General features: G+C 70.1%; 25 protein-coding genes. 9 read left to right on the top strand and 16 right to left on the bottom strand.

The window, feature by feature from the left end; translation table 11 throughout:
- Positions 1-366 precede the first annotated feature (366 nt).
- Both E1292_RS01520 and E1292_RS01525 read left to right on the top strand, forming a co-directional pair.
- Positions 367-741 carry a hypothetical protein gene (locus tag E1292_RS01520; protein WP_132591183.1) on the top strand — a complete coding sequence of 125 codons (375 nt, stop codon included), beginning with the start codon at positions 367-369 and terminating at the stop codon, positions 739-741.
- Positions 742-869: 128 nt separating this feature from the next.
- Positions 870-2,273 carry an ATP-binding protein gene (locus E1292_RS01525; protein ID WP_181958170.1) on the top strand — a complete coding sequence of 468 codons (1,404 nt, stop codon included), beginning with the start codon at positions 870-872 and terminating at the stop codon, positions 2,271-2,273.
- 95 nt (positions 2,274-2,368) lie between these two features.
- Here the strand turns inward: E1292_RS01525 and E1292_RS01530 are convergent, their stop codons facing one another.
- Genes E1292_RS01530 through E1292_RS01540 form a run of 3 tightly spaced genes read right to left on the bottom strand, consistent with a single transcriptional unit; the run spans position 2,369 to position 4,625 of the window.
- Complete coding sequence (locus E1292_RS01530) at positions 2,369-2,863, bottom strand: GyrI-like domain-containing protein (RefSeq protein WP_132591187.1); 495 nt, start codon at positions 2,861-2,863, stop codon at positions 2,369-2,371.
- A gap of 17 nt (positions 2,864-2,880) precedes the next feature.
- Positions 2,881-3,810, bottom strand: a complete 930-nt coding sequence (locus tag E1292_RS01535) for a sigma-70 family RNA polymerase sigma factor (RefSeq protein ID WP_132591189.1) — start codon at positions 3,808-3,810, stop codon at positions 2,881-2,883.
- Positions 3,807-4,625 (bottom strand): MerR family transcriptional regulator, encoded by an 819-nt coding sequence (locus E1292_RS01540; RefSeq protein ID WP_132591191.1) that lies wholly within the window; start codon positions 4,623-4,625, stop codon positions 3,807-3,809. The genes E1292_RS01535 and E1292_RS01540 overlap by 4 nt, the downstream gene beginning before the upstream one ends.
- A 103-nt stretch (positions 4,626-4,728) precedes the next feature.
- On the opposite strand from E1292_RS01540, the gene E1292_RS01545 reads away from it, so the two are divergent.
- Genes E1292_RS01545 through E1292_RS01555 form a run of 3 tightly spaced genes read left to right on the top strand, consistent with a single transcriptional unit; the run spans position 4,729 to position 7,614 of the window.
- Positions 4,729-5,427, top strand: coding sequence for a TetR/AcrR family transcriptional regulator (locus E1292_RS01545; protein WP_132591193.1), 699 nt, complete (start codon positions 4,729-4,731; stop codon positions 5,425-5,427).
- On the top strand, positions 5,387-6,862 hold the full coding sequence (locus tag E1292_RS01550; protein WP_246089850.1) for a class I adenylate-forming enzyme family protein: 1,476 nt from the start codon (positions 5,387-5,389) through the stop codon (positions 6,860-6,862). Before E1292_RS01545 ends, E1292_RS01550 begins: the two co-directional genes overlap by 41 nt.
- A complete protein-coding gene (locus E1292_RS01555; protein ID WP_132591195.1) occupies positions 6,859-7,614 on the top strand; it encodes an enoyl-CoA hydratase/isomerase family protein in 756 nt (251 codons plus the stop codon). The genes E1292_RS01550 and E1292_RS01555 overlap by 4 nt, the downstream gene beginning before the upstream one ends.
- Here E1292_RS01555 and E1292_RS01560 read toward each other — a convergent pair.
- From E1292_RS01560 to E1292_RS01575, 4 genes are all read right to left on the bottom strand, one after another.
- Positions 7,611-8,222 carry a PH domain-containing protein gene (locus E1292_RS01560; protein ID WP_132591197.1) on the bottom strand — a complete coding sequence of 204 codons (612 nt, stop codon included), beginning with the start codon at positions 8,220-8,222 and terminating at the stop codon, positions 7,611-7,613. The two genes, E1292_RS01555 and E1292_RS01560, sit on opposite strands and share 4 nt — an antisense overlap.
- Entirely contained in the window at positions 8,219-9,292 is a 1,074-nt protein-coding gene (locus tag E1292_RS01565) for an adenosine deaminase (RefSeq protein ID WP_132591199.1), read from the bottom strand. The genes E1292_RS01560 and E1292_RS01565 overlap by 4 nt, the downstream gene beginning before the upstream one ends.
- 42 nt (positions 9,293-9,334) lie before the next feature.
- Positions 9,335-9,688: a cupin domain-containing protein gene (locus E1292_RS01570; RefSeq protein WP_132591201.1), complete on the bottom strand. Its 354-nt coding sequence runs from the start codon at positions 9,686-9,688 to the stop codon at positions 9,335-9,337.
- A gap of 145 nt (positions 9,689-9,833) precedes the next feature.
- Positions 9,834-10,436, bottom strand: a complete 603-nt coding sequence (locus E1292_RS01575; protein WP_132591203.1) for an AMIN-like domain-containing (lipo)protein — start codon at positions 10,434-10,436, stop codon at positions 9,834-9,836.
- Positions 10,437-10,683: 247 nt separating this feature from the next.
- On the opposite strand from E1292_RS01575, the gene E1292_RS01580 reads away from it, so the two are divergent.
- A complete protein-coding gene (locus E1292_RS01580; RefSeq protein WP_132591205.1) occupies positions 10,684-11,097 on the top strand; it encodes a MarR family winged helix-turn-helix transcriptional regulator in 414 nt (137 codons plus the stop codon).
- Here E1292_RS01580 and E1292_RS01585 read toward each other — a convergent pair.
- The 6 genes from E1292_RS01585 to E1292_RS01610 form a co-directional block, all read right to left on the bottom strand.
- The gene (locus E1292_RS01585; RefSeq protein ID WP_132591207.1) at positions 11,084-12,361 is read right to left on the bottom strand and encodes a thymidine phosphorylase; all 1,278 of its coding nucleotides are present in this window, start codon (positions 12,359-12,361) and stop codon (positions 11,084-11,086) included. The two genes, E1292_RS01580 and E1292_RS01585, sit on opposite strands and share 14 nt — an antisense overlap.
- Positions 12,361-12,756, bottom strand: a complete 396-nt coding sequence (locus E1292_RS01590; protein ID WP_132591209.1) for a cytidine deaminase — start codon at positions 12,754-12,756, stop codon at positions 12,361-12,363. Before E1292_RS01590 ends, E1292_RS01585 begins: the two co-directional genes overlap by 1 nt.
- Positions 12,753-14,033, bottom strand: coding sequence for an ABC transporter permease (locus tag E1292_RS01595; protein ID WP_132591211.1), 1,281 nt, complete (start codon positions 14,031-14,033; stop codon positions 12,753-12,755). Before E1292_RS01595 ends, E1292_RS01590 begins: the two co-directional genes overlap by 4 nt.
- The gene (locus E1292_RS01600; protein WP_132591212.1) at positions 14,030-15,172 is read right to left on the bottom strand and encodes an ABC transporter permease; all 1,143 of its coding nucleotides are present in this window, start codon (positions 15,170-15,172) and stop codon (positions 14,030-14,032) included. The genes E1292_RS01595 and E1292_RS01600 overlap by 4 nt, the downstream gene beginning before the upstream one ends.
- A complete protein-coding gene (locus tag E1292_RS01605; protein ID WP_132591214.1) occupies positions 15,172-16,779 on the bottom strand; it encodes an ABC transporter ATP-binding protein in 1,608 nt (535 codons plus the stop codon). Before E1292_RS01605 ends, E1292_RS01600 begins: the two co-directional genes overlap by 1 nt.
- Positions 16,780-16,901: 122 nt before the next feature.
- On the bottom strand, positions 16,902-17,957 hold the full coding sequence (locus E1292_RS01610) for a BMP family lipoprotein (protein ID WP_132591216.1): 1,056 nt from the start codon (positions 17,955-17,957) through the stop codon (positions 16,902-16,904).
- Between the two features lie 286 nt (positions 17,958-18,243).
- Here E1292_RS01610 and E1292_RS01615 point away from each other — a divergent pair, with 286 nt between their 5' ends.
- Complete coding sequence (locus tag E1292_RS01615; RefSeq protein ID WP_132591218.1) at positions 18,244-20,124, top strand: Xaa-Pro dipeptidyl-peptidase; 1,881 nt, start codon at positions 18,244-18,246, stop codon at positions 20,122-20,124.
- Between the two features lie 56 nt (positions 20,125-20,180).
- Here the strand turns inward: E1292_RS01615 and E1292_RS01620 are convergent, their stop codons facing one another.
- Positions 20,181-21,404, bottom strand: coding sequence for a M20 family metallopeptidase (locus E1292_RS01620; RefSeq protein WP_132591220.1), 1,224 nt, complete (start codon positions 21,402-21,404; stop codon positions 20,181-20,183).
- 537 nt (positions 21,405-21,941) lie between these two features.
- Between E1292_RS01620 and E1292_RS01625 the strand changes: the two genes are divergently transcribed.
- Entirely contained in the window at positions 21,942-23,294 is a 1,353-nt protein-coding gene (locus tag E1292_RS01625) for a peptide ligase PGM1-related protein (protein WP_132591222.1), read from the top strand.
- Here the strand turns inward: E1292_RS01625 and E1292_RS01630 are convergent.
- Entirely contained in the window at positions 23,279-23,533 is a 255-nt protein-coding gene (locus tag E1292_RS01630; protein ID WP_246089851.1) for an SCO4848 family membrane protein, read from the bottom strand. The two genes, E1292_RS01625 and E1292_RS01630, sit on opposite strands and share 16 nt — an antisense overlap.
- Positions 23,534-23,631: 98 nt before the next feature.
- Between E1292_RS01630 and E1292_RS01635 the strand changes: the two genes are divergently transcribed.
- Complete coding sequence (locus E1292_RS01635) at positions 23,632-24,726, top strand: D-alanyl-D-alanine carboxypeptidase family protein (RefSeq protein WP_246089853.1); 1,095 nt, start codon at positions 23,632-23,634, stop codon at positions 24,724-24,726.
- Here E1292_RS01635 and E1292_RS01640 read toward each other — a convergent pair.
- Positions 24,715-25,653: a YihY/virulence factor BrkB family protein gene (locus E1292_RS01640; RefSeq protein WP_132591226.1), complete on the bottom strand. Its 939-nt coding sequence runs from the start codon at positions 25,651-25,653 to the stop codon at positions 24,715-24,717. The genes E1292_RS01635 and E1292_RS01640 overlap by 12 nt on opposite strands.
- Between the last annotated feature and the right edge of the window lie 84 nt (positions 25,654-25,737).

Raw genomic sequence — 25,737 nt, forward strand, 5'->3', positions numbered from 1 at the left:
GCAAGCGTTCCCTGCCCCCTCCTCTGATTCCGGATGATTGTCCGCTGACTCCAGGTGGGCGCCGGAAAACCGTTGGTAGAAGAGGTCTCCCGGGCAAACGGGAGACCTCTTCGCCTTTCTCCTCCACGCGCCGCGACTCAATCAGGCAGCTCACTCTCGGTCCGATCACCTAGCGTGAGCACGAGTCGTCATGCCATGCTTACCGCACCGCGAGGAGCTCCCGCTCTCCTGTTTGCCCAGGAGAAGAGAAACACGAGCGCCCTCATCGGACCGGCGCAGAAAAGCGGCCACATTCCGTGCCGCTTCGACGCACCCACCTGGAGTCACGACAGAAAACCGATGTTCCCGGATTCGAGGAGGTCGCCGATGGCGACATCGCCCGCACGTTCCGGCAGGAGCCGCCGCCGGCAGGCCCCTGCACCCGTCCAGCCGTCCGGCGGGCGACACCCCCGGGGCCGGTCCTCGGTGATCGCCTTCGTGGGCGCGCTGGCCACTTACCTGATCTTCGTGGTCATGCTGCTTCCCCGAGGCTACAGCCCGTGGGTGGCCGTGGCCGTCGCATCCACGGCCTGCCTCGGCGCGGGCCGGGCCACGCAGATGATGACGTTCGGCCCGGCCCGCCAAGGCGCGGCCGGCGCGGTGCTCACCCCTTCGTTCATCGGACGGGTGGCGACGTTGATCGTCCGAGCCGCCGTCACACCGCGCTCCCAGGACAACGAGCCACCGGACGCAACGCCGTAGCCGTTTTCCGACGTCGGTGGTCTCATCCGTGGGACCACCATGGCGGCCGTCAGGATGAAGCAACCATTATTGGTTGTCCCACATATGATTGAACCATCGCTGGATGCTTCGTCGCTGGAGGCTTCCCTATGGACCGCTTCATCGGGCGCAAGCGTGAGCTCGATACTCTCGGCCGCTACTCCAACCGGGTAGGCACCGGAGATCGGCCAGGCCGAGCCATCCTCATGCGAGGGAGGCGTCGGGTGGGGAAGTCGCGCCTCGCGGAGGAGTTCATCCGCCGGAGCGGCCTGCCCAGCCTCTTCTTCACGGCGGCCCAGCAACCGCTGGCGGACCAGCTCGAAAGCTTCATCGCGAGCGCGGCGGCCTCAGACCTGCCTGATGCGTCGCTCTTCGAGCAGGCCACTGCCACCTCCTGGGACAGCCTGCTCGTGCTGTTGGCTCAGGCCGTCCCCCAAGACGCGCCGAGCATCGTCGTCATTGACGAACTCCCCTACATGATCCACCAGGACCCTTATCTCGAAGGCAAGCTGCAGTACGTCTTCGACCGCCACTTCTCGCGCCGCCCGATGCTCCTCATCCTCATCGGTTCCGACATGTCCATCATGGAAGCGATCAACCAGTACGACCGCCCGTTCTATATGCGGGCATCGGAAATGGTGGTCAATCCGCTCACCGTCGCCGACGTGGCGGACAAGCTCGACCTGCCCGCCACGGAGGCCGTCGACGCGCACCTGATCACCGGTGGCATGCCCATGATCCTCGACGAATGGCCGACCGGTGCCACGGCTCGAGAGTTCCTGTGGACCGCCGTTCCGGATCCGACCTCGGCGCTGACCGTGAGCGGGGTGCGAGCCATGGCGGCGGAGTTCCCGCCCGAAGCACAGCCGAGGACGCTGCTGAGGGCCATCGGATCGGGACAACGCACCTACTCGTCGCTCTCCAAGGCCTCCGGAGGAGTGCCCGGCTCGTCAGTCCAGCGCGGTCTGCAGATCCTGCAGGAGAAGCGCATGGTCACGGCGGAGGTTCCGCTCTCCGTCCGCCCGTCGAAAGAACGCCGCTACCACATCGCGGACACGCACCTGCGCTTCTGGCTGTCCTTCATCGAACCCGGCCTGCCGCAAATCGATCGCGCCCGCGGCGACCTCGTGCTGCGGCAGATAGAACGTTCATGGACGGCCTGGCGCGGAGTCGCCGTCGAGCCCCTGATCCGCGAGTCGCTTCGCCGCATGGACGGTCTGCCCGAGGCGACAGGAGCGATCAGGGGCTTCTGGACCAGGTCCAACAATCCGGAGATCGACATCGTCGGCGCCGACCGGGAGCCGGTCGCGAAGCAGGTCACGATGGTCGGTTCCATCAAGTGGCTGGAGAACCGCCCGTTCGATCATCATGACCTGAGCGAGCTCATCGTCCACCGGTCCAAGATGCCCGGAGCCGACTCCTCCACGCCGCTCTACGCCGTCTCCCGCAGCGGCTGCGGGGTGGAGGGCGTCACGCACATCACCCCGGAGCACCTGGTCGACGTCTGGCGATGAGCACGAATGGTCTCAGCGAGGAGACCAACACGAAAGTCAGTCCGCGAGGGGCGGCGGTTGAGACCAACAGCGGGTGTTGGTCTCAACCGTGGGACCTACTCCGGCGCGGCGAGGCGGAACTGCAGGTCGGTGTCCCAGTTGTGCATGTCGGGCTCGACTCGCGGGTCCGTCCGGAAGAGCTCCAGGCGGCAGCCCCAGTGCTCCGTCCCGTCCTTCTCCGTCATGTCCCAGGCGAGCCCCTGCTCCGCGGCCCACTTCAGCAGCGCGTCGATGACGCCGGCGAGCCGGTCGGGGTGGCCGTGGTGCGACACCGTGGCGTAGCGGCCGGCGGGCAGGGTGGCGGCGAAGATGTCGCCCTCGCCCGCCACCGGCGCGGCCACCGGCACGCCTGCCTGCACCACCAGCCGGTCCTCCGGCAGGTTGACGGCGTCGTACCTGAGGAAGGGCGCTCCGGCAGGGGTGTGGCCGCGTTCGGCGAGCCAGCCGACGATCTCACCGATCCGGTCGGCGACGAGGCCGAAGGTGGTCATGGTGATGGTCCCGCGCACCCCGACGTACGGCCGCTCGGGGAATTCGACGATCTGTGGCATGTTCTGTTCCTCCTTCATCAGCCTGTACGGAGCGGCGCCGCGAAACTCATCGGCAGGCCGAAGAACGGGAACAGACCGGGATCCAGGTAGGTGGTCTCGCTCGCGATGCGGCCACCGGCGACGTCGAGGACGACCAGGGCGAACGGCTCGCCGTTCAGGTACTGGCCGAACGCCGGGGAGCCGTTGGCCCTGGCCGGCAGCAGGCGGGAGCCCGCGCACGGGGCATCGCCGCTCGCGGCGGCCGCGGTCAGCACCGTGCGGATGTGCTCGCGCCCGCGCAGCCACCACGCGAACGGCGGCATGGACGACGTCGCGTCCTCGTGCAGCAGCGACACCAGCGCGGCCACGTCGTACCGCTCGAACGCCGACACGTAGCGGGCCAGCAGGCTCTCGTCCACCGTCTCGTCGGCCTCCGCCGCCGGGGGGAGCTTGGCGCGGGCCCGCTGGAGCGCGCTGTTGACCGACGTGACGGTGGTGGACAGCAGGGTGGCCGTCTCGGCGGCCGACCACTTGAGGACGTCGCGGAGGATGAGCACGGCGCGCTGCCGGGGCGGCAGGTGCTGGAGCGCCGCCACGAACGCCAGCCGGACCGTCTCCCGCGTGACCGCGAGCTCGGCCGGGTCGAGCACCCGGACGTCCGGGACGGGCTGGATCCAGCGGCTCTCCGGGAGCGGCTCGCCCAGCGCGTCACCGGGGGTGGCGGCGGGGCCCAGGTCCATCGCGCGGGCGCGGCGCTGCGGGCCCCTGAGCATGTCGAAGCAGACGTTCGTGGCCAGGTGGAACAGCCACGCGCGCAGCCCGCCCCGAGCGGGATCGTACGTCCGCCAGGCTCTGACGAACGTCTCCTGCACCGCGTCCTCGGCCTCGAAGCCCGAGCCGAGCATGCGGTAGCAGTAGCCGGTCAGCGCCACCCGGTGGTGTTCGAGCTCCTCCTCTACGTCCGTCATCCGGCCGGAGCCACCTCGATCTGGAGCTCCGTCACCCATTCGTCCAGGTTCTCCGGGCAGTGCAGGGAGATTTCCCTGGCCAGGGCGAGCGACCGGTAGCCGTGCTCCTCGATCCAGTGGGCCAGGGTCTGGAACGTCTGCCCCACCTCCTCCATCGACCCGTGGTGGATGATCGTGGCCGCCGCCTCGATGGCCGGCAGGTCGACCACCTGGAAGTCGTGGTCGCCGGGCGCCACGGACACCGGCAGGCAGGCGTGGACCATGACGGAGCCGTCGTCCTCCTCCTCGTAGTAGGCGATCCCCGGGCCCACGACCTTGACCGCGGCCGCCTCCACGCGGCGGCAGATCTCGGCGAAGAGGGGCTGGATGACCGGGCCGATGTCCTCTCCCTCGTAGCTGGCCGCCCTGGCGCTGAGCTCGGCGACCCTGATCGGGGCGACGCGCTTCAGCACGACCTCCGCGCTCTCCATGTAGCCCTCCGTCTCGATCGTCCGCAGGCGTGCCTCGACGCTGCGCAGCCTGGCCAGGTCGGCGCTGATCCGGGCTTCGAGCTGGGCGCGGCGCATGCGTACCATGCCGTGCAGCTCCTCCGGGCTGACCTTCTCGTCGAGGATGGCCCTGACCTGCTCCAGCGTGAAGCCGAGGTCCTTGATCGCGACGATGCGGTTGAGCCGGGACAGTTGCGCGGCCTGGTAGGAGCGGTAGCCGTTGACCTGGTCCACGTGCGCGGGGCGCAGCAGCCCGATCGCGTCATAGTGCCGCAACATGCGTACGGACACCAGCCCCAGCCTGGCGAACTCTCCGATGTTGAACATGACGTCTCCGGTCTAGGGCCTCACACGGTGTCAGAGTCAACCTATGGCGATTTGTCGGGAATTGGGATAGCTTCAGGAGGCGACCGAACGTTCGGTAGGAACTATGATCATCGACCTCACGGACCCTGACGGTGACGCGCACGAGCGGATCAGGACGGCGGCGGTGCTGCTGTTCGCCCGGCAGGGCTACGCCGCGACGAGCATCAGGGACCTCGGCCGGGCCGTCCACATGACCAACGCCGGGATCTATCACCACGTGGCGAGCAAGGAGGCCCTGCTCGCCGACCTCATGCGCGTCGCCCAGCAGGGCCTGAACGACGCCACGGAACGCATGCTGGCCACGGCCGGCGCCCCCGCCGACCGGCTGGCCCTGCTGATCGGCTCGCTCACCGCCGTCCACGCCCGCAATCCCCTGACCACCCGCGTCATGGACGGCGAGCTGCGCTCCCTGACGCCGGGCTCGGCCGCCCACGACGAGATCATCGCCCTGCGCGACGTGTACGAGGCCCACTGGAGGCGCACGCTGGCCGACGGCGTCGCCGGGGGCACGTTCCGCGTCGCCGACCAGAAGCTGACCCGTCTCGCCCTGATGTCGATGTGCACCGGCACCAGCGAGTGGTACCGCCCCGACGGGGACTCCACGCTGGAGCAGGTGTGCGCCGAGTTCGTCACGATCGGCCTGGCCGCCGTACGCGCCCCCGCCCAGGTCACGACAAGTCCTGACTACTCCCTGCTGCCCGACTTCCCGTGGGAGCCGCCGGATGCACACAACGATCCCCGACCTGATGAGGCACGCCGCTAGAACGTACGGCACGCGCGAGTTCCTCCGCTTCCCCGACACCTCGCTGACCTTCGACGCCGCGGACACGCAGTCGGACCGCCTGGCCGCGGCCCTGACCGGCCAGGGCGTGCGCCCGGGCGACCGGGTGGCGATCATGCTGGACAACGTGCCGGAATGGCCGCTGAGCTGGCTCGCGATCCTGAAGGCCGGGGCGATCGCGGTCCCGGTGAACGTCCGCTACCAGGCGGCCGACCTGGCTCACGTGCTCGACGACTCGGGCGCGGTGCTGACACTGACCACGGACGACCACGCCGCGATCAACCCGGGCCCGTGCCACGACCCGCGGTCCCTGATCCGGCAGGCGGGCGACCGGAGCCCTCTGGTCACCGTCAAAGCCGATGATGTCGCCAATTTTCAGTACACGTCGGGCACCACGGGATTCCCCAAGGCCTGCATGCTCACCCACGACTACTGGCTCAGGACCGCCCAGATCGTCGCCGACCAGGCAGGCCTTCGCCCCGACGACGTCGTGATCATCGCCCAGGCGTACTCGTACATGGACCCCCAATGGGTCACCGTGCTCTGCCTCGCCGGCGGCATCCCCCTCGTGGTGCTCCCCCGCTTCTCCGCCTCCGGCTTCTGGAACTCGGCCAGGGAGCACGGCGCGACGCTCACGTACGTGCTCGGCACCATGCCCCTGCTGCTGCACAAGCAGCCGCCCCACCCGCGTGACCGCGACAACCGCATGCGGCTCGTGCTCTGCTCGGGCATCCCGCCCGAGTTGCACCGCACGTTCGAGGAACGCTGGGGCGCGCCGTGGCGCGAGCTCTACGGCTCCACGGAGAGCGGCCCCGACCTGGTGGTGCCCGTCGGCGCGGACGACACGGTCGGCACCGGCGCCATGGGCGTCGCGCCCCCGGGCAAGGAGGTCGAGCTCGACGACAACGGCGAGATCCTGGTCAGGGGCGTGCCCATGATGAAGGGTTACTGGAACCATCCGGAGGCGACCATGCACGCCTTCAGAGGCGGCTGGTACCACACGGGCGACCTGGGCATCCGCGACGACCACGGCTACGTCCGCCACGCCGGGCGGCTGAAGGACATGGTGCGCAGAGGCGGCGAGAACATCTCCTGCGCCGAGGTCGAGCGGGTGCTCACCCAGCACCCGGCGGTCCTGCAGGCGGCGCTGGTGCCCATCCCCGACGACCTGTGGGGCGAGCTGCCCAAGGCGTTCCTCCAGCTCCGCCCCGGGCACGCCCCCGACGCCCGGACCGCCATGGAGGTCATCGAGCACGCCAGTGGCCGGCTGGCCCGCTTCAAGATCCCCGCGTACGTGGAGTTCGTCGAGTCGTTCACGCTCACCCCGTCGGCCCGAATCGAGAAACGCCACCTGCTCCACCCCGAACGCGACCAGCGCGCCGCTCCCGCCATCCCCGTCGGCAAGGAGAGATCATGATCGAAGTGACCGAACGCGACGAGGTGGCGCTGATCACCCTCGCCCGTCCCGCCAAGCTCAACGCCCTCACCTCCGGCATGCGCAGGGACCTCGCGGCGGCCGTACGCGGCCACGGCGACGGCAAGGGTGCCAGGGGCATCGTGGTCACCGGCACGGGCCGGGCGTTCTCCGCCGGGGAGGACATCCACCAGGCCGCCGGCCGTTCGCTGGTCGACGAGGTGGCGTCGTTCCACGACATGACCAGGGCCGTGCTGGAGACGCGCGTGCCGGTCGTGGCGGCGGTCAACGGACTGGCCGTCGGCGGGGCCGCCGAGTGGACGCTCTGCTTCGACACGCGCATCGGCACCCCGTCGGCCGACTATTTCCTCCCCGAGAACCACATCGGCCTGTCGGTCTCGAACGCCGCAAGCTACCTGCTTCCCCGCCTGGTGGGCGCGCGGGCGCTGCGGCTGGTGCTCGACTCGACCCGCATGAGCGCGCAGGACGCCCTGGCCGCGGGCCTGCTGGACGAGATCGTCGCCCCGGAGGCGCTGCTCGACGCGGCGATCGCCCGCGTGCACCACTGGACCGCGCCGGGCACGGCCACCGCCGTGCACCTCGGCCTGCTGCGGCCGCCGGTGGGCGAGGTCGAGCGGGCCTTCGAGGCGGAGACGGAGGCGGCCAGGCTCGTGGAGGAGGCGGGCATCGCCCAGGCGGGCATGAAGAGGTTCGTCGACCGTACGCGCCGGCCGGGCCGGAACGCCCCCGGCTAGGCGACGACGATCGCGGCCACCACCAGGGCGATCGCGGCCACCAGCACGGCGATGGAGTCGTAGGACCAGGTGACCCGGGCCGGCGCCGCCTGCTCGTCGCGGCGCCTGGCCGCCTCGGCGCGCTCGCGGATCTGGTCGCCCACCCAGTCGGCGTGGGTTTTGCCCGCGAACGCCTCGACCGCCGCCTGCTCGGACCTGGAGAGCGTCGGCTCGGTCGTGAAACGCCCGCGTTGCTGCCTGGGGGCCCCGCGCCGCTGCGCCTTGGCCCGCTCTCTGGCGCTGCTCATCGGGGTCCACAGCCGCAGCACCCGCTCGTCACCGTGGTGGACGTTGATGGAGTGGGAGACCGTGACGTCGTCGATGGAGGCCCACGGCAGGAACGTGGTGCGGAACGGGTTGCGCCCCACCAGGCCCTCTTCCGTGAACACGGTGGCGGGCCTGAGCGCGATGGCGTAGACCAGCGCCGTCAGCGCCCCCAGCACGGCCAGCGCCACCAGCGACGACTTGCCGGTGTAGTGGGCGATGAGGTCCCATACGTTGAACGCGACGAAGGCCAGCCACACCCACGCCAGGGCGAACGCGGTCCTGGAACGGTAGGACTCTTTCACGGCTGCCACTTGATCTGCGCGAACCCGGGCTTGATCACGCCGTTGATCAGCGCCAGCCGCTCGTCGAACGGGATGAACGCCGACTTCATCGCGTTGACCGTGAACCACTGCAGATCGTCCCAGCCGTAGCCGAACGCCTCGACCAGCTTGTGGAACTCCTGCGACACGCTCGTCGAGCTCATCAGCCGGTTGTCGGTGTTGACCGTGACCCGGAAGTGCAGCCGCCGCAGCAGCCCGATGGGGTGCTCGGCGATCGACGCGGCGGCGCCGGTCTGCAGGTTGGAGGTCGGGCACATCTCCAGCGGAATGCGCTTGTCGCGCACGTAGGCGGCCAGCCGCCCCAGCTTGGCGGACTCGTCGCCGGCCACGGAGATGTCGTCGATGATGCGCACGCCGTGGCCGAGCCGGTCGGCGCCGCACCACTGGATGGCCTGCCAGATCGACGGCAGCCCGAACGCCTCGCCCGCGTGGATGGTGAAGTGGGCGTTCTCCCGCTGCAGGTATTCGAACGCGTCGAGGTGCCGCGTGGGCGGGTAGCCGGCCTCGGCGCCCGCGATGTCGAAGCCCACGACGCCCACGTCGCGGTAGCGCACGGAGAGCTCGGCGATCTCCATGGAGCGCGCCTGGTGCCGCATGGCCGTCAGCAGGGTGCCGACGTGGATGTCACGCCCTTGCGACCCCTGCCTGAACCCCTCGAGCACGGCCTCGACCACCTGGTCGAGGCTCAGCCCTCTGGAGGTGTGCTGCTCGGGCGCGAAGCGCACCTCGGCGTAGACCACCCCGTCGGCGGCCAGGTCCTGGGCGCACTCGGAGGCGACGCGCACCAGCGACTCGCGCGTCTGCATGACCCCGACCGTGTGGTCGAACGTCTCGAGGTAGCGCTCGAGCGAGCCCGAGTCGGATGCCTCCTCGAACCACTGGCGCAGGTTGTCGGGGTCATGGGTGGGCAGCCGGCCGTAGTCGGTCTCCCGGGCCAGCTCGACGATCGTCTCGGCGCGGAGCCCGCCGTCGAGGTGATCGTGCAGCAACACCTTGGGAGCCCGCCGGATCTGGTCAAGCGTGGGGCTCATCAGGCCATGATATGAGCACCGCCCGGTTCTCCGGGTTACGGCTCAGTCGCGACCGGCCGATTCCGGGCTGAACGCGGGCAGGCACACGGCGATGTATTCAGCCCCTTCGGGGCCGGCGCTGTACCTGACCTTCTCCCCCGGCGAGGTCACCACCGACTGCCCCGCCTCGACCTCGGTCGTGCCCTCCGCGTGCTCCACGATCACCGTGCCGCGCAGGACCACGGTGTACTCGGTGAACGACGGCGTCTGGGCGGGCTCCTCCCAGCCGGCCGGCGCCACCATGCGGGCGATGGAGATCGCCTCGTCGCCGCTGCTGACGCGGCCCACGTGCTCGTCAATGATCTTGCCGCCGGGCACCGGAATGCGGGCGGGGCCGCCCTCGATCTTTCTCACCACCAGCCCAGGCTAGCCCCTGCCGCGGTCCCGCGGCCTGCGGGGCGCCCCCGGCAGAGAAGGCCTTTCCGCGGTCCCGGGGCATGCGGGGCGCCCCCGGCAGAGAAGGCCTTTCCGCGGTCCCGTGGCATGCGGGGTGTCCCGCAGGTCAGTGGGCCACGTCGACGATCAGGCGGCTGGGTGTGCCCTGCTCCTGGATCTGGAACGCGGCCCGCCTGTCCAGCACGAGCCCGATGCCGACGCGGCCCTCGAAGTCGCCGGTCCTGACGACGTCGGTGAGGTTGCGCAGTTTCGCGCGGTAGATCGGGCCGCCCTCCCACGTGGGCGCGCCGTCCTCGTCGTGGGCGTTGGCGGGGAAGAGCGTGACGAGGAGGTACGCGCCGCCGCGGACCTCGATCGGCCGGCCGGAGCCGTCCTCCACGAACTCGTCCACCCATCGCACGTTGTAGCCGGGTATCTCGCCGTCGAGGTCGATGACCACGCGGTCGAACGTCCTGTGCCCGGCGTACCGCACGCCGGTCACGATGGCCAGCTCGATGCCGTCGCGCCGGACGTCCACCTCGGCGGTGCTCGTCGGGACGTTGCGGCCGGGAGTGTCGCGGGCCGTGGTGGACGACCTGGTCGGGCCCGGCGATCCGGGCAGGGCGGTCTGCTGGGCCGGGCCGCAGGCGGTGAGCGCGGCGAGACAGGCCAGCGAGGCCAGGGCGCGCGAGCGCGACGACCGGCGGCCGGGCGGGGATGGCGAGCGCATGCCCGGTAGATGCCCCGCCTCGCCTCGCCGCAAGCCGCGTTTCCGCAGACCGCGCCGCTCTCTCGGGCCTGCGACCGCGCGAAACGCGCAAAGGGCCACGCATCACCCGAGGCCCTTCACGGCCGGGCCGTCCCGTGCGCCCTGGCGCCCGCCGTACGGGCCCGGACATGTCCGAGACAGAGCCGGGCGAGCAACCGTCCCGAAGAACCTATGCAAATGCATGAACCGAGGTGGTACCCTCCGCAACATGGACGAGGAGTACGTGGTCGACACCTGGCACTACGTCCTGAGCAAGCACGCCAAGGCCATGTGCGCCCTGGAGCGCGAGCTGGGCGACCGGCACGGCCTGGGTCCCAGCGAGTTCGAGGTGCTCGACCGGATCGTCCACCACGACAGGAAGCTGCGCATCCAGGAGCTCTGCGACGAGGTCCACCTGAGCCAGAGCGCCCTGTCACGGGTGGTGGCGCGGCTGGAGAAGGCCGAGCTGGTCTCGCGCGGCGTGTGCGACGCCGACCGGCGGGGCGTCTACGTGTGCATCACCGACGCGGGGCGCGCCCGGCACGCCGAGGCCCTCCCCACGCAGCGGGCCGTCCTGCTCCAGGTCTTCGCCGGCGCCCCCGCCCCGGTCGCGCCCGGCGGGGGCGTGGTCACGCGGCGGTGACGCGCTCGATGATCAGTGGAGGCCGCTCCACGTCGGCGGGGCCCACCGCGTAGCCGCCGTCCAGCGCTTCCAGCGCCCGCTCGAAGCGGGCCGTCTCGTCGGCGTGGAGGGTCAGCAGCGGCTGCCCCTCGCGCACCGGGTCACCGGGTTTGGCGTGCAGCGTGACGCCCGCCCCCGCGGACACCGGGTCCTCCTTGCGCGCCCGCCCCGCGCCGAGCCGCCAGGCGGCCAGCCCGACGGCGTACGCGTCGAGCCGGGTCAGCACGCCCGTCGCCGGCGCCTCCACCGTGGTCGTCTCGGCCGCCCTCGGCAGCGGGGCGCCCGGGTCACCGCCCTGGGCGGCGATCATGCGGCGCCAGGCGTCCATCGCCGAGCCGTCGGCCAGCGCCTTCGCCGGGTCCTTCCCGGACACCCCGGCGGCGGCCAGCATCTCCCGCGCCAGGCGTACGGTCAGCTCCACCACGTCGGCGGGCCCTCCGCCGGCCAGGACCTCGACGGCCTCCTCGACCTCCAGGGCGTTGCCCACGGCCCGCCCGAGCGGCCGGTCCATGGCCGTCAGCAGCGCGACCGTGCGCACGCCCGCGTCCGTGCCGAGCGCGACCATGGTCTCGGCCAGCTCCCTCGCCGTCTCCGTGGTCTTCATGAAGGCCCCCGAGCCGACCTTCACGTCGAGGACGAGCGAGCCGGTGCCCTCGGCGATCTTCTTCGACATGATCGAGGAGGCGATCAGCGGGATCGACTCCACGGTGCCGGTGACGTCGCGCAGGGCGTACAGCTTCTTGTCGGCGGGCGCGAGGCCCGAGCCCGCGGCGCAGACGACCGCCCCGGCCTCGCGCAGGACGTGCAGCATCTCGTCGTTGGACAGCGAGGCGCGCCAGCCGGGGATCGACTCGAGCTTGTCGAGCGTGCCGCCGGTGTGGCCGAGGCCGCGGCCGGACAGCTGCGGCACGTACGCCCCGCACGCCGCCACGAGCGGCGCCAGCGGCAGCGTGATCTTGTCGCCGACCCCGCCAGTCGAGTGTTTGTCGGCCGTCGGCCGGTCGAGGGCGGACCATTCCATGCGCTCGCCCGAACGGATCATCGCCTGGGTCCAGGCGGCGATCTCGCGCCGGTCCATTCCGTTCAGCAGGATCGCCATGGCCAGCGCGGACATCTGCTCGTCGGCCACGCCGCCGCGGGTGTAGGCGTCGATGACCCAGTCGATCTGGGCGGTGGTCAGCTCGCCGCCGTCGCGCTTGGCGCGGATGACCTCGATCGCGTCCATCACGAGCTCCGGCTGAGGTCGTGCGGGCCGAACGCGTACGGCAGGATCTCACCCATCGGCTTCGGCCCGTCGACGGTCTCGACCAGCAGGTCGTCGCCGCCGAACTCGTAGAGGAGCTGACGGCAGCGCCCGCACGGCATCAGCAGCTCGCCATGGCCGTCGACGCAGGTGAAGGCCACCAGCCGGCCGCCGCCCGACTGGTGCAGCGCCGACACCAGGCCGCACTCGGCGCACAGGCCGACGCCGTAGGAGGCGTTCTCGACGTTGCAGCCGGTGACCACCCGGCCGTCGTCGACCAGCGCCGCGGCCCCCACGGGGAACTTGGAATAGGGCGCGTACGCGTTGCGCATGGCCTCGGCGGCCCTGGCGCGGAGGCTCTCCCAGTCGATGCTCAATGTTGCTCCCCCCTGCGGTAGCTCACGCCGTCGGCCTTGGGCATGCGCAGCCGCTGCGAGGCGACCAGCAGCACGATCAGCGTGAGCACGTGCGGCGTGATGAAGACGAACTCGTTCGGCAGCTGGTCGACGGTCAGCCAGAGCCAGAACAGCACGACCATACCCGCGGCGGCGGCGGCCATCATCGTGTACTGCCTGGCGCCCCTGGTCACCATCTCGGCTGGTTCGCCCGACGCCAGCAGGCGGCGTACCTGCTGGCCGAGGTAGATGAGCAGCAGCACCGCGCCGAACAGGAAGAACGACGTGACCGCCCCCGAGCTGCGCAGTTGCAGGCCGTCGGCGTAGCCGAACAGTGCGGCGCCGGCCGCGAGCCCGCCGGGGCGCCAGTTGCCGAAGATCATGGCGGCCAGGCCGATGAAGCCGCGGCCCGCCGTCTGCCCCTCCACGTACTTGGTGGAGACGAAGACGAGGAACACGCCGCCGAGCCCGGCGAACGCGCCGGAGATGACGACGGCGACGTACTTGATCAGATAGACGTTCACGCCGAGCGACTCGGCTGCCCACGGGTTCTCGCCCGCCGAGCGCAGCCGCAGGCCGAAGGCCGTGCGCCAGAGCACGAAGAACGTCAGCGGCAGCAGGAGGACGGCCAGGACCACCAGCATGTTGACGTTGTGGGTGAGCCCGCGCAGGATGCCCGCGAGGTCGGACAGCAGGAACCAGTGGGTGCTCTCCAGCCGCCCGAGCAGGTCTGGCCCGTCCGACAGCAGCGGCAGGCTGACCCGCGGCGGCGGTGAGGTGATCGCGGGTGAGCTGGTGATGCCCGCGCCCGCCTCCGCCGCCTGAGTGCCCTCCTTGTAGAGCACCTCCGACAGGAAGCGGGTGACGCCGGGGCCGAGCAGGTTGATCGCGACGCCGCTGATGATGTGGTCGACGCCGAACGTCACGGTGGCGATCGCGTGCAGCAGGCCGCCGAGCGCGCCGCCGAGCAGGCCCGCGACCAGCGCGGCCACGGCGCCCCACTGGTATCCGGCCCAGCCGGCGAACCAGGTGCCGAGCACCATCATGCCCTCGAGGCCGATGTTGACCACGCCGGCCCGCTCGGCCCACAGCCCGCCCAGCCCGGCCAGGCCGATCGGCACCGCGAGCAGCAGCGCGGCGGCGAACGTGCCGGACGAGGTGATGTCGTCGTAGCCCGACACGAGCCGGACCAGCGACAGCAGCAGGAGGAGCACGGCGACGCCGACGAGCGCCACGTGGTATTTCCCGACCCTGGTCATGCTCCCACCTCAACCGGAGAGTTCCTGCCGAGCTGCCGGGCGGCCCTGCGTTCTTCGAGTCTGAGCGCGAGGCGGTTGGTCACCTCGTTGGCCACGACGACCAGCAGGACGATCACGCCCTGGATGATCGTGATGACGGACGGCGGCACCTCCGCGATCTGCAGCGCGCCCTGCGCCCGGTCGAGGAACGCGAACAGCAGCGCGGCGATCGCGATGCCCACGGGCTTGTTCCTGCCGAGCAGCGCCACCGCGATGCCGAGGAAGCCGAGCCCGGGGGTGAAGTTGGAGTTGAAGGCGCCCCGGTCGCCGAGGATCTCGGGAAGGCCGATGAGCCCGGCGATCGCGCCGGACATCACCATCGCCGCGATCACCATCGTCTTGGGGTTGACGCCGGAGGCGAGCGCGGCCGGGCCGTTGAGCCCGCTGGCCTTGACGTCGAAGCCGAACCGGGTGCGTTCGAGCACCACCCAGACCACCAGGCCGAGCACGACCGCCACGAGCAGGAATCCCCAGACTCCGCCGCCCCGGGTGGGCGGGAGCACGCCGAACCAGTCGAAGAAGAAGTTGAGGTTGGGGAACATGGCCGATTCGGGGAGATCCGGGGTCGTGGTGGTGAGCTCGCCCTCGGCGCGCTGCCCCGCGAACGGGCCGCGCACGAGGTAGGAGGTCAGGTTGATCGCGATGTAGTTCAGCATGATCGTGGCGATGACCTCGTTCACGCCCCTGGTCACCTTCATGACCGCGGGGATGAGCGCGTAGAGGCCGCCGACGACCGCGGCGACCAGGATGATCACCGTGATCTGGATCGGCTTGGGCGCCGTGAACGTCGAGCCCACGTAGGCCGCGCAGATGGCCGCCAGACGATATTGGCCTTCCACGCCGATGTTGAAGAGGTTCATGCGGAAGCCCACGGCCACCGCCAGACCGGCGATGAACAGCGGCACCGCGCGGTTGAGGAAGGCCGCGATGCCGTTCGACTGCGACCGGGCGCTCGCGCCGAAGTCGAAGAAGGCGGCGAACGCGGCGAGCGGGTCGGCTCCCGCGGCGACGATGGCGACACTGCAGATCGCGATCGCCAGGACGATGGCGACGGCGGCGCCGGCGACGGTGAACAGCGCCCGGTTGAGCCCCGCGGGCATCACGACTCCTCAGTGCCGGCGATCGCGCCGGTCATGTAGCCGCCCAGCCGCTCGGGCGTGATGTCGGACGGGTCGAGCGCGGCCACGAGGCGGCCGCGGTAGATCACCTGGATGCAGTCGGACAGGCCGATCAGCTCGTCGAGGTCGGCGGAGATGAGCAGCACGGCCAGCCCGGCCGCCCTGGCCTCGCGCAGGTGGTCCCAGATCGCTGCCTGGGCGCCGACGTCCACGCCTCGGGTGGGGTGGGCGGCGATGAGGAACAGGGGCTCGCCGCTCATCTCGCGGCCCACGATCAGCTTCTGCTGGTTGCCGCCGGACAGCGCCAGGGCCAGCGTGTCGACGCCGGGCGTGCGTACGTCGTAGTCCTCGATGATGCGCCAGGTGTCGGCCCTGGAGGCCCGCCGGTTGATCCAGATGCCGCTGCGCGCGGGTCGCCTGGTCTGGTGGCCGAGCACGCGGTTCTCCCACAGCGACGCCTCCAGCAGCAGCCCCTGGCGGTGGCGGTCTTCCGGGATGTAGCCGATGCCGGCCTCCCGGCGTCTCAGCGTGGACCAGCCGCTGAGGTCCTGCTCGCCCAGCGCGATGCCGCCGTGCGCCGGGCGGATGCCCATGATCGCCTCGATCAGCTCGCTCTGGCCGTTGCCCTCGACGCCGGCCAGGCCGAGGATCTCGCCCTTGTGGATGTCGAACGACACGTCGTCGAGGAGCAGCCGCCTGCCCTCCTCGCGCAGCAGGTCGACGTAGCGCTCGACCGGCATGCCCTTGGGCGCGGCGCGGTGGCCGTCGGCCTCCATGGTGAGGTGCGACACCTTCAACATCACCGTGTCGGTCACCGTGGACTCGCGCGTCTCGGGCGTGGGCAGCTCGCTGCCCACCATCAGCTCGGCGAGCTGCCGGGCGGTCACCTCGTGGGGATCGACGCTCGCGACGGTCGTGCCGCGCCGGATCACGGTGATCTCGTCGGCGATGTCGAGCACCTCGTCGAGCTTGTGGGAGATGAAGATGACCGTCAGGCCCTCGGCCGTGAGCTCGCGCAGGTTCTGGAAGAGCTCGTCGACCTCCTGCGGGACGAGTACGGCGGTCGGCTCGTCGAGGATGAGGATGCGGGCGCCCCGGTAGAGGACCTTGAGGATCTCCACGCGCTGGCGGTCGCCGACGCCGAGGTCCTCCACCAGCCTGCCGGGGTCGACGCGCAGGCCGTGGGCGGCGGCCAGCTCGGTGATGCGCTTCGTGGCCGCGCCGACGTCGAGCCTGCCGGCTTTCGTCGGTTCGGCGCCGAGAACGATGTTCTCCAGCACGGTGAAGTTGTCGGCCAGCATGAAGTGCTGGTGGACCATGCCGATGCCGGCGTCGATGGCGTCGCTCGGCGAGCGGAAGCTGACGTCCTTGCCGTCGACCTTGATCGTGCCCTCGTCCGGCTTCTGCATGCCGTAGAGGATCTTCATCAGCGTCGACTTGCCGGCGCCGTTCTCCCCCACGATGGCGTGCACCGTGCCCTGCCGGACGGAGATGCGGATGTCATGGTTGGCGACGACGCCAGGGAAGCGCTTGGTGATGCCCTCGAGCTCGACGGCGGGTCTCGCCGCGTCGAGGGTGTCCGAGCTCATGTGCTCACCGCTCCCAGATCGTTGGTCGGTGCTGGCTCACTTCGCCTCTCCTAGAAGCAGGGCGGCATAGGCGAAGGCCCGAAGTTGCGGACTCCGGGCCCTCGCGTCGGTCATGTCCCTGATTACGGCTTGGACGGGACCGTGATCTTGCCGTCGACGATGTCCTTCTTGGCCGCGTCGAGCTTGTCCTTGATGTCGTCGATCTCGCCGCCCGTGGTGGCCAGTCCGACGCCGTCGACCTTGAGGTCGTAGGTGATGTTGGTGCCGCCCTTGGCTCCGCCCTGGAAGGCCTTGATGAACTCGAACACGCCGACGTCGACGCGCTTGAGCATCGAGGTCATGATGACCGACTGGAGGTTGCTCTCCTTGACCGTCTGGCGCTGGTCGGAGTCGACGCCGATGGCCTTCTTCTTGGCCGCGGCGGCCGCCTGGAACACGCCGAGGCCGGAGTCTCCGGCGGCGTGGTAGACGATGTCGGCGCCGTCCTGGAACATCTTCTCGGCCGCGACCTTGCCCTTGTCGGGGGCCTTGAAACCGGAGAAGTCGCCGTCAGGGGTCAGGTACTTCACGTCGATCTTGATGTCCGACTTGACCGACTTCACGCCGGCCACGAAGCCCGCCTCGAACTTCTTGATCAGGTCGTTCTCGACGCCGCCGACGAAGCCGACGTGGCCGCTCTCCGCCTTGGTCGCGGCCGCGACCCCCGCCAGGTAGGAGCCCTGCTCCTCGGCGAACAGCAGGCCGGTCACGTTGGGCGCGTTGGAGGCGGAGTCGACGACCGCGAACTGGATGTCGGGGTATTCCTCCGCGGTCTTCTTGATGTCCTCGCCGTAGGCGAAGCCGACGCCGATGATGGGGTTGTAGCCGGCGTCGGCCAGCTGGCGCAGCAGGTCGCCGCGGTTGGAGCCGTCGGAGGCCGGGCTCAGCTCCTTGATCTCGGCGCCGAGTTCCGTCTTGGCCTTCTCCAGGCCCGCGTACGCCGCGTCGTTGAACGACTTGTCGCCGCGCCCGCCGATGTCGAAGGCGAGCCCGACCTTGAGCGTGCCCTCGGACTCGCCGGCCGGCGCCTCGCTCGCCGTGGTGCCCCCACCTGTGTCGCCGCCGCAGGCGGCCGCTGCCATGAGGATGACGCCGGCCACCGTGCCGACCGCCATCCTGCTGAATCGCTTGCCGAGCAAGGCGACTCCTTCCATTTCCCCGCCGTCTTCCTCCGCTGCGAGTTCGTCGCGCGCGCCAAGGAGCGTACGGCACCTGCACGGAAGATAGTTGGTTGACCAGGGCAGACCAAACCAGCACACAGGGTCGCAACCGCTCCGTTATCGACATCAAGCGCGTCCGTGACCTGAAGCGGGCGTCAGGGCCGGGAAAAGTTTTGCTCAAGTTTGGGTCTCGATCACCCTTGCCCCCAAGCAGATCATGGCGGACATTCCCAGCGACGGCGGAAATTTCCTATCGGAGCACCGTATGCATCCTTGCAAGGTCCTGTCCGTGCCCCTGGTCGCGTTACTCGTCGCGACCTTGACCGGCACCCCGCCCGCCACAGCCGGCACTCCCGCCATCAAGATCGACGGCAACGCCACCCAACCGATCTTCTCCAGGGCCGACGCCATCGCGCAGACCGTGTTCGTCGAGGTCGAGGGGACCGACAGCGACGACGACGGCAAGCCGGACCGCGTCGCCGTGGACATCCTGCGGCCCAAGGAGACCGACGAGGGCCTGAAAGTCCCCGTGATCATGGAGGCCAGCCCCTACTACGCCGGCGGCAACGACGTCTCCAACCACCCCGTGGACGTCGACGAGAACGGCAACCCGCTGCCCGGCCTGCGGGCCGACGCGGCCAAGACGGTGCCCCAGCCCTTCGACGGCTACTACGACAACTACTTCGTCCCGCGTGGCTACGCCATCGCCCTGGTGGAGAACCTCGGCAGCGGACGCGCCACCGGCTGCCCGACCTCCGGAGACCGCAACGAGACGGCCGGGCCCAAAGCCGCGATCGACTGGCTGAACGGCCGCGCCAAGGGCTTCGACGCCGACGGCGAGCCCGTCGAGGCCACCTGGTCCACCGGCAAGGTCGGCATGATCGGCGTCTCGTACAACGGCACGCTGCCGAACGCGGTCGCCGCGACCGGGGTCAAAGGGCTGGAGACGATCGTCCCGATCGCCGCGATCTCCAGCTGGTACGACTACTACCGCGCCAACGGCGGCGTCCTCGCGCCGGGCGGATTCCAGGGCGAGGACCTGGACGTGCTCGCTAAATACGTACTGACCAGGGAGAACGGCCAGGAGGTCTGCGGCGCGCTGATGGACCGGCTCACCACCGAGCAGGACCGGGTCACCGGCGACTACAGCCCGCTCTGGGACGCCCGCAACTACATGAACGACGTCGGCAAGGTCAGGGCGAGCGTCTTCCTCGTGCACGGGCTCAACGACTGGAACGTCAAGACCAAGCAGTTCGCGCAGTGGTGGTACGCCCTGGCCAGGCGGGACGTGCCGCGCAAGATCTGGCTGCACCAGGGCACCCACATGAGCCCCTTCAACCTGCGTACCGCCGAGTGGCTGCGGCAGCTGCACGGCTGGTTCGACCACTGGCTGCACGGCATCGACTCCGGCATCATGCGCGAGCCGCAGGCGGACGTGGAGAGCGCGGCCGGCCAGTGGGCCCAGCACGCCTCGTGGCCGCTGCCGGGGACGGCCACGGTGCCGCTCTGGCTGGGCTCGGGCGCGAAGCTGAGCCTGCTGCCGCACCCGCTGTCGCGCAAGGAGTCGTTCACCGACCAGAAGTCCAGGACGGCCGAGCAGCTCGTGGAGGCCACGGGGACCGATCCGAACCGGCTGGCGTACACGACCGGCACGCTCCCCGCCGACGTGCGCGTCTCCGGCACGCCCACGGTCTCGGTGCGGGCCGCGCTGAAGGACGGCGCGTCGCCGTACCTGACGGCGTTGCTGGTGGACTACGGCACGGACGAGCGCCCGAACGGCACCCTCGTCTCGACCGGCCAGAGCTACTGCTACGGCGAGAGCGTCCCCGACGACTCGGGCTGCACGACGCTGAGGAGGCTCGGCACCGCCGTGACCCCCTACAAGATCGTCACCCGGGGCTGGCTGGACGTGCGCAACCGGCACCGCCCGGACCGGACCGAGCCGCTGCGGCCCGGCAAGGAGTACGGCTTCACCTGGGACTTCCAGCCGACCGACTACGTGTTCAAGAAGGGGCACCGGCTGGGCCTGGTGATCATCTCGACCGACGTCGACTACACCCTGCGTTATCCGCCGGGGACCAGGATCACGGTCGCGCCGGGGCGCTCGTCGCTCCGGCTGCCCGTGGTGTGGGGCCGGCTGACGTGACCGGCTGATCGGATGGGGCGGCCCGCCGCACTCTGCGGCGGGCCGTCACGCCAGGTTCACGCCAGGGCGGAGGTGATCGAGTCGAGCGGGCCGACCTCCCACAGCGCGGTCAGCGCGGTGGTGGCCATCATGCGCACGCCCATCGAGATCGCCTTCTCGTCGACGTCGAACGTGCCCTGGTGGATGTCGTAGGTGAAGCCGTCGGGCGAGCGCGTGCCGAGGCGGGCGAACGCGCCGGGGATCGACTCGAGATACCAGGCGAAGTCCTCGCCGCCGAGCGACTGCTGCGTCGGGACGACCGCGCCCGCGCCCAGCGCGCGCTCGGCGGCCTCGGTCAGCATCTCGACGCTGACCTCGTCGTTGACCACCGGCGGCACGCCGCGCGTGTAGTCCATCGTGGCCTCGACGCCGTAGGCGCCGGCCACCGACTCCAGCAGCGACTTGATCAGGTCGGGGGCGGCGTGCCAGGCGTTCTCGTCGAGGCAGCGGACCGTGCCCTCGGCGACGCCGTCGTCGGGGATCGCGTTGGCGGCCGAGCCGGCCTCGACCTTGCCCCAGACGAGGCTGAGGGACGAGCGCGGGTCGACGCGGCGCGACAGCGCGGCGGGCAGCTCGGTGAGGATCTTGGCCAGCGCGAAGACGAGGTCGGCGGTCAGGTGGGGGCGGGCGGTGTGACCGCCGGGGCCCGAGACCCTGACGGCCAGCCTGTCGCAGGCGGAGGTGATCGGGCCGTTCTTGAGCCCGACCTGGCCGACGTCGACGCGCGGGTCACAGTGGAGGCCGAAGATGCGGTCGACGCCGCTGATGCCGCCGTGGGCCATGACCTCGAGCGCGCCGCCCGGCAGCTCCTCGGCGGGCTGGAAGATCAGGCGTACGCGGCCGGGCAGCAGGCCGGCGGCGGCCTGCTGGGCGAGGAAGAGCGAGGTGCCGAGCAGGATCGTGGTGTGCACGTCGTGACCGCAGGCGTGGCAGACCCCGGCCACGGTCGAGTGGTAGGAAACGTCCTTCTCGTCCTGCAGCGGCAGCGCGTCGATGTCGGCGCGCAGCGCGATGGTCGGGCCGTCGCCGCTGCCCACGTCGCAGATCAGGCCGGTGCCGCGGGGCAGCACCGAAGGGGCCAGACCGGCGGCCGTGAGCCGTTCGGCGATGCGCTGTGTCGTGCGGTATTCGGCGAAGGCCAGCTCAGGATGCATGTGGAGGTCGCGGCGGAACGCCACGAGATCCTGCTCGCTCTCCGCCAGGAACGCGTCGAGTTCCCCCCGAAGCTCACGTCCCCGCATATGTCACCGTCCCGTCCCAAGGCCGCACTGCCCCGAACGTCTCGGGCAACGCGGCTGATGCGCTGTGAAAACTCGTCCATCCCCGCAAGGGCGCCCGGATCGGGCGGCCGCTCGGCGAAGCAAAACACACCCACTGGTGTCAGGTGCGCGAGATCGTCAGCACGGGCTTGCGTTCGTCAGTCGCGAGTGCCGCCGCGGCCCGGGAGCACAGCGGTCGGCCGTGAGCCCGATGGCGATGCTTCGACTTTATCGCTCCCGTGCGGCCCCTCGGCGACAGATACCCCAAAAGTTAGCCGATGGCATGCCCGTAACCTGGGGTGGGTCACGTTGAGTCAGGGGTTGCGTGATCCCGAAATAGTCACAAGGGATCAGTAGATGGTGACCCGTTGTCGCCAGTTCCAAACGTGGTCAGCGATTCCGAATCCTGTCACCTTCCGTCATGGTCATCACACTTCGACGATGGCTGTCTCTGAGAAGAATGCGTGCTTCACTCGCTATATGATCACTAATATCCCGTTCGGGGAGAAGTATGCTGGGTTGAGCATCTTCGAGCCGGTCGAGGGGACCCTGGTGGTCGTGCCCTCGCTCTCGCTTCCGCAGGACGAGCTCCGCCGCATCACGGGAGTCAGGTCGTACGAGGAGCGCCTGCTCTTCCTGCTGCTCACGCTGCGGGAGCCCGGGGTCAGGGTGATCTATCTCTCCTCCGCCCCCATCGATCCCGACATCATCGACTATTACTTCGGTTTCCTCCCCGACCCTGACGACGCCGCCAAGCGCCTCACGCTGATCACCCTCGACGATCCCTGGTCTCAGCCGTTGACCAGGACCCTGCTCTCCCGCCCCGACGCGATGGAGCAACTGCGATCGGCGATCGACGGTGACGCCTGGCTGGTGCCGTTCGTCCTGAGCGAGCTGGAGGAGGAGCTCGCCTCGTCACTCAACGTGCCCCTCTACGGTCCGGCCACGTCCCTTTCCTATTACGGCTCCAAGAGCGGAGCCCGCGAGGTGGGACATGAGGCGGGCGTGCCGATGCCGCGCGGCTTCGGCGACCTGCGCACCGAGGTCGAGATCGAGGAGGCGATGGAGGGGGTGCCGGGCGAGCGGGTGATCGTCAAGCTGAACGACGGCTACTCCGGGCTCGGCAACGTGATCGTCGACAAGTCCGACAGGTCGCTGACCCGCTTCTCCGCGGCGGGAGAGACCTGGGCCAGCTACATCGCCAAGATCCAGGAGCGCGGCGCGGTGGTCGAGGAGTACATCGAGCACCGGCCGCTCTACTACCCGAGCGCGCTCGCCTGCATCACGCCGGGCGGGGACGCGCGCGTGCTGGCCACGCACGACCAGATCCTCGGCGGCGACAGCGGCCAGGTCTACCAGGGCTGCACGTTCCCCGCGGCGGAGGAGTACCGCTCCGAGGTGGGCGCGTCGGCGGGCCGGATCGCCCGCGCCCTGGCCGAGCGGGGCGTGGTGGGCGTGTTCGGGATGGACTTCTTCGCGCTCAAGGCCGACGCCGGGTACGCGGCGCTGCTGTGCGAGATCAACCTGCGGATCGGCGGGACCACGCACCCGTTCGGCGCGGCCATGTTGACGACCGGGGCCGCGTACGATCCGGCCACCGGTCTCCTCATGTCCGGAAATCAGCCGAAGTTCTACACCGCGACCGACAATTGCGCTTCGGTCTGCCTGCGCGGTCGCACCCCCGGCGAGATCGTCAGGACCGCCGAGCGGCTCGGGGTCGGGTTCGACCCCGAGCGGCGCACCGGGAACGTCTTCCACCTGCTCGGCGCCGTGCCCGAGCACGGCAAGCTGGGCTTCACCTCGATCGGGAACTCACGGGAGGAGGCCGACGAGCTGCACGCGCTCACCCGGCGTCTCTACTGCGGCCCGTGACCGAGCGGGGCGCCGCTGCCCGAGCCGCCACCCGGGTCGCCGCCTGTGCCGCCGCGCAGGCCGCGCCAGCCGATGACCGCCAGGATGACGGCGAGCACGACGTTCACCACGACGAGGATGCCGTGCACCACGTAGAAGCTGGTCGGATGGCCGTCGGCCAAGTTAAACCCCAGGTTCACCCACTCGAAGATCATGAAAACGCCGAGGACGATGAGGAATCCGGCGATCTTTCGTGACATGCCCATCTCTCTAGTATCGAAGGTGGATCTCCGGGGGATGTGTCGCCACATGGGCATTCACACGGAGCTACGCTGAGACCGCCATGTGGACCAAAATCGTGCCAATTGCGGCATTCATCACCTCTGTCTCGCTCACCGGCGGGACCTCGTACGCCGCACCGACGGCACCGGTCGGCGGCGAGGCGCTCGGCAGCCATGGCCTGGTGTCGCCCGAGGGCGTCAAGAAACCTCCCAAGAGCAAGGCTACGTCGTACGTCATCGCGGACGTCACCACGGGGAACGTGCTCGCGGCGAAGGACGCCCACGGGCGTTACCTGCCCGCCAGCACGCTCAAGGCGCTGACCGCGCTCACCCTCATCCCCAAACTCGACAAGGACCGCGTGATCCGGCCGAGCCGCAACGCCTGCAACCAGGAGGGCAGCGCGGTCGGCCTGTCCGTCAAGGCGAAGTACAAGGTCGAGGACCTGTTCAGGGGCCTGATGATGTCGTCGGGCAACGACGCTGCCATGGCCCTGGCCGAGACGAACGGCGGCCTGGACAAGACCATGCGCGACATGAACGCCGAGGCCAAGCGGCTGCAGGCGAACGACACGGTGGCCAAGACGCCCAGTGGCCTGGACAAGCCGGGGCAGAGCAGCTCGGCCTACGACCTGGCGCTGATCGCCCGCGCCGGGCTGGCCAACCCCGACTTCAAGCGCTATATCAGCACGAAGACCGCGAACTTCCCCGCGCCCAAGGGCAAGCACTACCAGATCAGCAATCACAACAAGCTGCTCTGGCGCTACAAGGGCATGATCGGCGTCAAGAACGGCTGGACCTCGAAGGCCAGGGCCAGCTTCGTCGGCGCGGCCACCCGTGGCGGCCACACGATCGTGGTGAGCATCATGCGGCACGAGGGCTTCTTCTGGGACGAAGTGGCCAAGCTGCTCGACTGGGGCTTCTCCGTGCGCGGCAAGGCGACGCCGGTCGGGAAGCTCGTCGACCCGCTCCCCGACCCGCAGGCCGCGCCCCAACCGCAGGCCTCCACGTCCGTCACGCCCGCCGCCCAGCCGGCGCTGCTGGACCGGGCCGCCTCGAAGCAGACCGACTCCACCAGGACCGTCGGGGCGCTCGTGATCGGCGGCGGGCTGCTGTTCGGCCTGATCTGGCTCGCGTACGGGATCCGCCGCAAGCGCGGCAGGTCACGGCTCTGACGACGTGCCCGACGTGGGCACCGGCGACGGGGCCGGCGGCGGGCTGAACCCCGCCGTCGACGTCCACGCGGCGACGAACAGCACGAGCCTGGCCGAGAAGTTGATCCAGACCAGCAGGCCGACGATGACGGTGAACGCGCCGTAGACGGGGTTGCTCAGCGTATGCCCGAGCAGCAGGGTCGCCGCCTGCTTGAGCAACCCGAACCCGATGGCGCCGAGCAGCGCGCCCTTGGCGATCGTCCGGAACGGCAGCCCCGCCTTGGCCACCCACCCGAGCAGGATCAGGAACAGCAGCCAGTCGGCGCCCACGCTCGCCACCACTCCCGCGATCCTGAGCCCGAGCGTCACCAGCACGGACGAGTCGCCGAACAGGACGTGCAGCACCCTGTCCGTGGCCGTGGTGGCGAACCCGGCCACCAGCACCGAAAGGATCATCGTCGCCCCGACGATGACGAGCGAGGCGAGGTCGCGCAGCTTGCCGGCGACGAAGCCGAGCGGTGGCGCGGTCGTCATCGACATCTCGCGCAACGCCTCGCGCAACGCGTCGAGCGCGCCGAGCCCGGCGTAGAGGAGACCGAGCAGGCCGATGATCCCGGCGGTCTCCCTGGCCTGGGCGATGCCCTCGAGGTCGAGCTGGGAGGCCAGACCGGGCAGCCGCTCGGCGATCGCCCGCTGCAGCGCGTCGCGGGTGGCGTCGCTGGTCGCCACCACGAACCCGAGCACCGCGTACGACAGCGCGAGGAGCGGGAAGAAGGACAGGAACGCGAAGTAGGTGACCGCGCCGGCCAGCCGGTCGCCCGACTGGAGCTGGTAACGCTGCACCGCCCTGATGAGGTGGTCGATCGACGGCCGGCGGACCCGCCAGTCGTCCACCTTGCGCCGGCTCCAGGCCTTCACCGGCTCGATGCGCTCCGCCAGACTCGCCATCTCACTCTCATTCCCTGGACGATCAGCCTCTCACGGCAGTGCCCGCCGCGGTGCCCCCCGCACTGCCCGGCTGGACCTCCTCTG

Source organism: Nonomuraea deserti (assembly GCF_004348685.1).
GTDB lineage: Bacteria > Actinomycetota > Actinomycetes > Streptosporangiales > Streptosporangiaceae > Nonomuraea > Nonomuraea deserti.